Source organism: Plectonema cf. radiosum LEGE 06105 (assembly GCF_015207665.1).
In the GTDB taxonomy this organism is placed as follows: domain Bacteria; phylum Cyanobacteriota; class Cyanobacteriia; order Cyanobacteriales; family Nostocaceae; genus Rivularia; species Rivularia radiosa_A.
In genome coordinates, this window is the sequence record NZ_JADEWL010000219.1 from 1 (window position 1) to 7779 (window position 7779).

At 40.0% G+C, this 7779-nt stretch carries 8 protein-coding genes; 5 read left to right on the top strand and 3 right to left on the bottom strand.

Annotated elements, in window-relative coordinates:
• A partial coding sequence (locus tag IQ247_RS30465; RefSeq protein ID WP_228060191.1) for a thiamine pyrophosphate-dependent enzyme occupies positions 1-648 on the top strand: 648 nt, incomplete at its 5' end.
• 389 nt (positions 649-1037) lie between these two features.
• On the opposite strand, the gene IQ247_RS30470 is transcribed toward IQ247_RS30465, so the two are convergent.
• Positions 1038-1712: a Uma2 family endonuclease gene (locus IQ247_RS30470; protein WP_193925743.1), complete on the bottom strand. Its 675-nt coding sequence runs from the start codon at positions 1710-1712 to the stop codon at positions 1038-1040.
• 286 nt (positions 1713-1998) lie between these two features.
• Between IQ247_RS30470 and menB the strand changes: the two genes are divergently transcribed.
• Positions 1999-2832, top strand: a complete 834-nt coding sequence (menB, locus tag IQ247_RS30475) for a 1,4-dihydroxy-2-naphthoyl-CoA synthase (RefSeq protein WP_193925754.1) — start codon at positions 1999-2001, stop codon at positions 2830-2832.
• Between the two features lie 436 nt (positions 2833-3268).
• Here the strand turns inward: menB and IQ247_RS30480 are convergent, their stop codons facing one another.
• Positions 3269-3565 carry a hypothetical protein gene (locus tag IQ247_RS30480; protein WP_193925745.1) on the bottom strand — a complete coding sequence of 99 codons (297 nt, stop codon included), beginning with the start codon at positions 3563-3565 and terminating at the stop codon, positions 3269-3271.
• Positions 3566-3918: 353 nt separating this feature from the next.
• Entirely contained in the window at positions 3919-4518 is a 600-nt protein-coding gene (locus IQ247_RS30485; RefSeq protein WP_193925747.1) for a DciA family protein, read from the bottom strand.
• Between the two features lie 139 nt (positions 4519-4657).
• On the opposite strand from IQ247_RS30485, the gene IQ247_RS30490 reads away from it, so the two are divergent.
• The 3 genes from IQ247_RS30490 (at position 4658) to IQ247_RS30500 (ending at position 7656) form a co-directional block, all read left to right on the top strand.
• The gene (locus IQ247_RS30490) at positions 4658-5905 is read left to right on the top strand and encodes an SPOR domain-containing protein (protein ID WP_193925749.1); all 1248 of its coding nucleotides are present in this window, start codon (positions 4658-4660) and stop codon (positions 5903-5905) included.
• 111 nt (positions 5906-6016) lie between these two features.
• Positions 6017-6706, top strand: a complete 690-nt coding sequence (locus IQ247_RS30495) for a PspA/IM30 family protein (protein WP_193925751.1) — start codon at positions 6017-6019, stop codon at positions 6704-6706.
• Between the two features lie 164 nt (positions 6707-6870).
• Positions 6871-7656, top strand: coding sequence for a PspA/IM30 family protein (locus IQ247_RS30500; protein WP_193925752.1), 786 nt, complete (start codon positions 6871-6873; stop codon positions 7654-7656).
• The last annotated feature ends 123 nt before the right edge of the window (positions 7657-7779 follow it).

Here is a 7779-nt window from a genome sequence, read left to right on the forward strand (position 1 = left end):
GGACAAGGGGATGCTTATCTTGATATGTGGTTAGGTGCGGAAGTTGATGGGAGAAAGAATATTGATACAATTTTGGCGGAAACAAGCGAGTTGTTTGAAGGTAAAGCTGCTTGGTTGCTTTCTCAAGTTTTACCACCGCAAACGCCTTTGTTTATAGCTAATAGTATGCCAGTACGGGATGTAGAATTTTTCTGGAAACCGAATAATTTAGGTATTCAACCATTTTTTAATCGGGGTGCAAATGGTATTGATGGAACCTTATCAACAGCTTTAGGAATCGCTCATAATCAACAAAGCAGCGTCATGTTAACGGGTGATTTGGCACTACTTCATGATACCAACGGCTTTTTAATTAGAAATAAATTTATTGGACATTTAACAATAGTATTAATTAACAATAACGGTGGTGGAATTTTTGAAATGCTGCCAATATCCGAATTTGAACCACCTTTTGAAGAGTTATTTGCAACCCCACAAGATATTGATTTTGCTTTGCTTTGTCAAACCTACGGAGTGAAACACGAGTTAATTAGTTCTTGGGAAGAATTACGTCATAAGTTGAATCCATTACCAAATACAGGAATTCGGGTTTTAGAAATCAGAACCGATCGCAAAGAGTCAGCGAAATGGCGTAAAGAGAATTTGTAGGGTGTGTTACGGCTGAAATTTATTTAAATGGTGGTTAATTATTTGATAATGTCGTAACGCACCATCTTGATTACTCCTATCCCGTTCTAAGATTACCTATCTCTTTTTATCTCTTTCCTCTGCGCTCTTTGCGCCTAGAAGGGTTTTTTAATCAGTAATCATAAGAGCGGGAAGGGATTCAATACTGCTCGGTTAAGCCTAAAAATCCCAAAATGTGTAGGTTGGGTTGAGGAACGTTCACCGTAGGTGTGCCGAAGGCACAACCCAACATTTATCCCTCTTTTGTTGGGTTTCGCTGTCGCTCAACCCAACCTACAATTTCCCTTAACCGAGTAGTATTGGGAAGGGATTAAATTAATTTACTTATGAATTTTAGTGCTAAAGCACAACTACAAACTAATAAAATTTTGATGTTCTGCTGTACTTAATCCCTGCTGTAATACCAATAAAACTTGAGCTAAATTCCCTGATAACAAAGCCGATTTATCTAACCATAAACCAGGAAATATTTGGGAACGAATTATACCCTCATTATCAGCTTCGAGTTGAATATATTCTCCCTCTTGAAGCTTAAACCAATCAAAAGCACTGTCGTATACTCGCCAGACTAAATATTCTTGTACCTGATTGCGTCGGTAAACTTTAAGTTTTTCATGTAAATCATAAGAAGCACTACTAGCAGCAATTTCTACAATTAACTCCGGCGCACCTTGAACGTAATCGTCTTCGGTAATACGCGATTGTCCCCCATTTTCAATTCTTAACAAAGCATCCGGTTGAGGTTCATTGTCAGCATCAAGACGCACTGTAGAATTATCCGCGAATCCAACATTAGATGTTTGAGCTTTGTAAACTCCTAGCCAAGCCATAATAAAAGCATGGGGTTCTCCATGACTTTTAATTCTTAGGGGTGATGCCAAATAAACAACTCCTTCAATTAATTCAGCTTTTTTTAAATTGGGCATAGCGTGATAACGACGCTCAAATTCAGCGCGAGTAAGTTTATCGCCGCTTTCCAGAGGAGGAATAGTTAAAAGTGGTTTGGTAAGACTTTGAAGTGTCATGGCTTTCTCCAGCTATATCAGCATTTTAGCAATTGTTTACAATGCACTTGAAACACTGAGAAAAAAGTTTTTCAAACTTCTATCAAAATCTTTAACCAAAATAACCATTTTTGATTGAAAATTAGTTTTGAGTCCCCACACTAGGATAAAATTCTCAAGCTAGGGTTATTAGCTAGTTATTAATTTGTTAACGAAAAAGTATCGGTTAGAAACTGCTAATTACCTATTACCAATTACCCATTACCAATTACCCATTACCAATTACCCATTAGCTATTAGCCGAAGTATGCAAATCAACTGGGAAACCGCCAAAACCTACGAGGATATTTTTTACCATAAAGCCGATGGCATTGCCAAAATTACTATCAACCGTCCTCACAAACGCAATGCTTTCCGTCCTAAAACTGTTTTTGAACTTTATCAAGCTTTTTGTGATGTCCGCGAAGATTCGAGTATTGGTGTAGTTCTATTTACTGGTGCTGGTCCCCATACTGATGGTAAATATGCTTTCTGTTCCGGCGGCGACCAGAGTGTGCGGGGGAAAGCTGGTTATATCGATGATGATGGCATTCCTCGTTTAAATGTATTAGATTTACAGCGTTTGATTCGTTCCATGCCCAAGGTGGTAATTGCCTTGGTTGCAGGTTACGCAATCGGTGGCGGACACGTTTTACATCTAATTTGTGACTTGACAATTGCCGCAGATAATGCAGTATTCGGACAAACAGGGCCAAAAGTGGGTAGTTTCGACGGTGGATTTGGTGCTAGTTACTTAGCACGTATCGTCGGCCAAAAAAAAGCCCGCGAAATTTGGTTTTTGTGTCGTCAATACAGCGCCCAACAAGCTTTGGATATGGGGTTAGTAAATACAGTAGTACCAGTAGAACAATTGGAAGCTGAAGGTATTGAATGGGCGCAAGAAATTTTAGAAAAAAGCCCGATGGCGATTCGTTGTTTAAAAGCTGCTTTCAACGCTGATTGTGATGGACAAGCTGGTTTACAAGAACTTGCCGGAAATGCCACATTACTTTATTACATGACAGAAGAAGGTGCAGAAGGAAAACAGGCATTTTTAGAAAAGCGCAAACCAGATTTTCGTCAATATCCTTGGCTGCCTTAGAGGATTTTGGATTTTAAATTTTACAGGACTTACCCAATTGTCACAATACACGGCTGGTGCGTGACACCACAAACTTGATTGTTTCGTTCAAAATCACTCGAAGTGTCACACACCCGTTGCAAAAAAAATGTGCCAGTTACGTAAGTCCTATTTTAAATATGAATATAATCTCACAATCATAACCAGAATCATAAGTCGGGTTTTTAAGTTATAAAAACCCGACTTATGATTCCTATTCCCTACTCCCTATTCCCATAAAAATTGCACTCTGGAAAACAAAGTGCAATTTTTTTGAGTGCAGGAGCGATCAAAACACTCACAACGCGAATTTTCAAAATAAATTTTATCAACGGGTGAATTTCTTGTTTTGAAACTGAACCGTTCAAATTTTTCAACCATTAGGGAAAAACTGCAAAAATGCTTCTCAGATCAAAAGTTAGCTTAATAAAGCTTCTACTTTAACTGGACTAGATATCCGCTCAACAGGAGTTTCTATGTTCTTGAGTGCTAAATTATCAGAACCCTTAGCTAATACTGGAGTTGCATCTGGCAAACTCAAAGCATCTTCCAAGCTTTCCCATGAGGGAGCAAAGGGAGAGGCTGCTAAAGAACAAGCTTTCCAACTTCCACGTACCGGCGCTCCCAGTTGCTCACAAACTCCTCCACGCCGACCTTCTGGGGTGAAGTAACGACAATTTCGGCAAGCGGAAGTGGAGATATGATTGCTTTTCATTTTTTTTAGTGCCGCCAGCTGGCTGATTTACATCTTCTATTGTGCTTCTAGACATAAATACTGATTAAACCAGCAACCCATTATTGTGACTAGCTTTTAACGATCCCAGCCCCAAAACTAACTTTATAATCTCTTTATGTTTGTGTCATATTTTTAAATTGTTATGTAACGAAAAAGAAACAAATTATTGAAATCCATTCTAGACTTTACACTTAAACCAATTAGGGATCGAGATTAATTATCCTACTTTAGATATAGGAGCATAGATATATCCCGCTTCAAGAAATACTCCGTTAGACCAATTAATTGACTCTTTAACAACAATTTTCCATGCCCAATACCCCATGTCCGATTCAAAAAGACTTAGCAGCACAAATCGAACAAACGCCCCAACGTTCTAATTCTCCCTTGGGAGTCGGAGATTTACATTTAGGGCAAAGAGGTAAAGATTGCGATCGCGTTTTGATGGTGTGGGACCAATTAGCAAAAGCAGTATGAGCATTTTTTGGTAAGGAATGAATATTCTGGTTTGAGTCAGCGGTACACCGCCGTGCAACGGCGGTGCCTGCGCTGACCGGCGTTCCCCGATCAAGGATATTTCCCAAGTAACTGGGATGCGACTCCGGTGAAATATTTTGTTGCGGGAATGATTTTTTTTTGGTACGCTGCCAACGAGCGGTAGAAAAGCGTATATCTACTAAAGGAGTTGGTAATATTTTATTTAACTTTTTCAGCAGTCTTTGGCGTTCAAAAGTCAAGTTTTGCGCCCAAGCAGCGCTAGAAGTTGCTACCCATAAAACTTCCCGTTCAATTGATATTGGCTGGGTATGAGTGGCAATGACTTTTCCCACAACTTCTTCCCAACAATTTAGTAAGCGTTGTAAAGGCTGTTGTTGGTATAAAGTTTCAATTTGGAGAATTTCTAAAATCTCTGGAATTGATTCAAAGGACATTTTTAATAAAGGTGAGTGAAAGAATTACACCTTGGTGAAATCATATATATATGATAATTTTCGCTAGGATTAACATAAGGGTATTTGTTTCACACAGTTGATAATCGCAGCAGGCAGTCGGCACGGAGGCACACGGGCAATGAGTGAAAACCCACTATATTATTCTGGTAATCAAACATCAAAACCATCCAACCTAAAACCCGCAATCAGCGCGGCATTAGCAAGTTTAGAAGTCCAACTTGATGAAGAATTGGCGCGATATCGTCGAACGCGAATTTCCCATAGAACACCAATTCAAAAAGGTCTTGATAGCTTGATTGCTGGAAAACCGCAAGCTCAAAGTGCCATAACTCTGGCAAATACTCAATTACAGCAGCAAAAACTCACAGGTGAACAAGCTGCCGCTTATATCAAACAACAGCAAGCAAGTAACTCCCAAGGTAAAACCCAAACACCTCCTCCCCCTCCTGTACCAGAAACTTTTCCACGAGTGGGTACTAAAAAAGAAGAGATCAATTCTCAAACTCAGCAGATTTATGGTGAGGAGCAAACAATACCATCGTCTTTAAATCAAAGCAGCATTGTTAAAGCCGATATTAATCCAAATACGCAAAACGAAAATTTATCCCCATCCAACGATACAACTACTAAGCAGCCAGACGACTATTTAGAATCATCTGAAGCTTTGCTGCGAAGCTTGGCTGAAGAACAACCCCAACCTCAAAAGCCGAAAACTCGTCATGACAGTTTGCTGTCGCCTTTGAGTATTGGCTCAATGCTGCTGCTTCTGGTATCAAGTATTACCTTTGGCTATATAATATTTAACTTTGATAACCTTCCTGCCGTTAATCTAGGAAGCTTATTTAAACGCAATTCAGACAATAATCTCGGTAATGGTACGGACAACGTTAGTAGCGTAGAACCAGATGAAATACAATTAACCCCTATACCTAAAAATCCCAATCTAGCAGCCGATGCACTTCCAGATATCAATAGTATTGATGATGTCGCAGGAGCAACACCCAAAGTTCAACCAACCCAAGCCGCAAGTCCAGTTCCAACAATGCCTGCAACCACAGTCGAGCAGGTAGCACCAACAGTTACAGAAAATACTCCAACGGAACCTGTTGAGCAACCTGAAGCAACAGCAACGCCACAAAACCTTGATGAAATCAAACCATCGAATGGTGGATTTTATAATGTCATCGTAGATAATACAGATGATACCTTGACCCAAGTTAGAAAAGTAATTCCAGATGCCTATGTGTCTCCAGAAGGTAAATATATTTATTTGGGTGCCTTCAAATCCAAAGAGAGAGTCAAAAAACATTTAGAACTTCTCAAAGAAAATGGAATTACGGCAAGGGTAGAAGAACCAGACAGTTAACAGTTAACAGCGTCTCGGATGGCTTGATGGTTTCTAGCACCATACTATGCGCCGTATTCACTGCTCATTGATAACTGCTCACTGATAACTGAAAAAATGGAGGCTGAACTTATGGGGCTCATCGAGCGTATCCTGCGCTTATTTCGTTCAAATGTGAATAGTTGGACTGCTGCACGGGAAGATCCAGAGAAAATTCTCGAACAAACCGTTTATGAGATGCAGGAAAATTTGGTGCAGATGCGACAAGGAGTAGCCCAGGCGATCGCCACGCAAAAACGCACCGAACGACAAGCAATTCAGGTTGAGTCAATCGCAGAAGAATGGTATCGTCGCGCTCAAATGGCTTTGCAACAAGATAATGAGACTTTAGCGCGAGAAGCCCTTACCAAACGTAAAGCCTACCAACAAAATGCAGCCGCTCTTCGAGAACAAGTTGGGCAACAAAAAACTTTAGTAGCTAAACTTAAAAAGGATATGCAGTCTTTAGAGTTAAAAATCTCTGAAGCCAAAAGTAAAAAAGATATGTATATTGCTCGCGCTCGTTCTGCTGAAGCTTCTTTGCGACTTCAAGAAATGCTCGGTGACGTTGGTAATACCAGTTCCCTTAAAGCTTTTGAGAACATGGAAAACAAGCTTTTAGAACTAGAAGCAAAACAACAAGCGATCGCCATATCTGGTACAGACGAATTAGAAAATCAATTTGTTAGCTTGGCAGACAGTGATGAGGTGGATACCGAACTTTCGGCAATGAAAGCACAACTACCAAGTAGTACAAAAGAAAATCAACAACCTCCCCAGTAATGAATGAAATTTGACAGCGAAGCCTGTAATATTTCTTTTGATAATTGAGGTTTAGAAAGAGGACTAACACAGAAAAGTAAGATTACATTGAAATAGGTAAATATATAAGTAGTAAAAAACCTAACTTTTTATTGCCAGAGCGTAAATCTCAAGAGGAAAAAATTATGGGTTTATTTGACCGTGTAAAACGAGTAGTCAGCGCTAACCTCAACGACTTGGTGAGCAAAGCCGAAGATCCAGAAAAAATACTCGAACAAGCCATCATTGAGATGCAAGAAGACCTAGTTCGCTTGCGTCAAGGGGTTGCTCAAGCGATTGCTGCTCAAAAACGTACTGAGAAGCAATATAACGATGCCAATAACGAACTTAATAAGTGGCAGCGCAATGCGATGCTAGCGCTGCAAAAAGGCGATGAGAACCTAGCTCGTCAAGCCTTAGAACGCAAAAAATCGTTTACTGAGTCTGCAACCACTCTTAAGGTAAGTTTAGATCAGCAAACCGTTCAAGTTGATAATCTTAAGCGTAGCTTAATCCAGTTAGAGAGCAAAATTTCTGAAGCGAAAACCAAGAAAGAAATGCTCAAAGCTCGGATTACCGCAGCCAAAGCCCAAGAGCAACTTGAAGGAATGGTCAGCGGCATGAATACCAGCGGTGCAATGGCTGCATTCGAGCGCATGGAAGAAAAAGTCATGATTCAAGAAGCCCGCGCTCAATCGGCACAAGAATTAGCTGGAGCCGACCTAGAAAGTCAGTTTGCACAGTTAGAATCAGGTAGCGGTGTAGATGATGAATTAGCTGCTTTAAAAGCACAAATGAGTCTACCCGGAAGCGGAACAGCAAGCCAACCCCAACTACCAGAACAAACTGATAGCAAACAATCAAACCAAAATAAGAGCGAACCTGTGGATGCAGAATTGGATTCACTACGCAAAGAGTTAGACCAAATGTAATTGTTTATATTTTACCGTTAATTGTTCACAATAGTCCCACAACCAATACGGCTGTGGGATTTTTGCAATCAAAGGTTAAAGGTTAAAGGTTAAAGGTTATATCTTATAATTTTCTCCCCATCC

Excerpts from the sequence above, each read along its gene's own strand:
- IQ247_RS30470 (WP_193925743.1), bottom strand. The coding sequence starts at position 1,712 with ATGACACTTCAAAGTCTTACCAAACCACTTTTAACTATTCCTCCTCTG.
- menB (WP_193925754.1), top strand. The coding sequence starts at position 1,999 with ATGCAAATCAACTGGGAAACCGCCAAAACCTACGAGGATATTTTTTAC.
- IQ247_RS30480 (WP_193925745.1), bottom strand. The coding sequence starts at position 3,565 with ATGAAAAGCAATCATATCTCCACTTCCGCTTGCCGAAATTGTCGTTAC.
- IQ247_RS30485 (WP_193925747.1), bottom strand. The coding sequence starts at position 4,518 with ATGTCCTTTGAATCAATTCCAGAGATTTTAGAAATTCTCCAAATTGAA.
- IQ247_RS30490 (WP_193925749.1), top strand. The coding sequence starts at position 4,658 with ATGAGTGAAAACCCACTATATTATTCTGGTAATCAAACATCAAAACCA.
- IQ247_RS30495 (WP_193925751.1), top strand. The coding sequence starts at position 6,017 with ATGGGGCTCATCGAGCGTATCCTGCGCTTATTTCGTTCAAATGTGAAT.
- IQ247_RS30500 (WP_193925752.1), top strand. The coding sequence starts at position 6,871 with ATGGGTTTATTTGACCGTGTAAAACGAGTAGTCAGCGCTAACCTCAAC.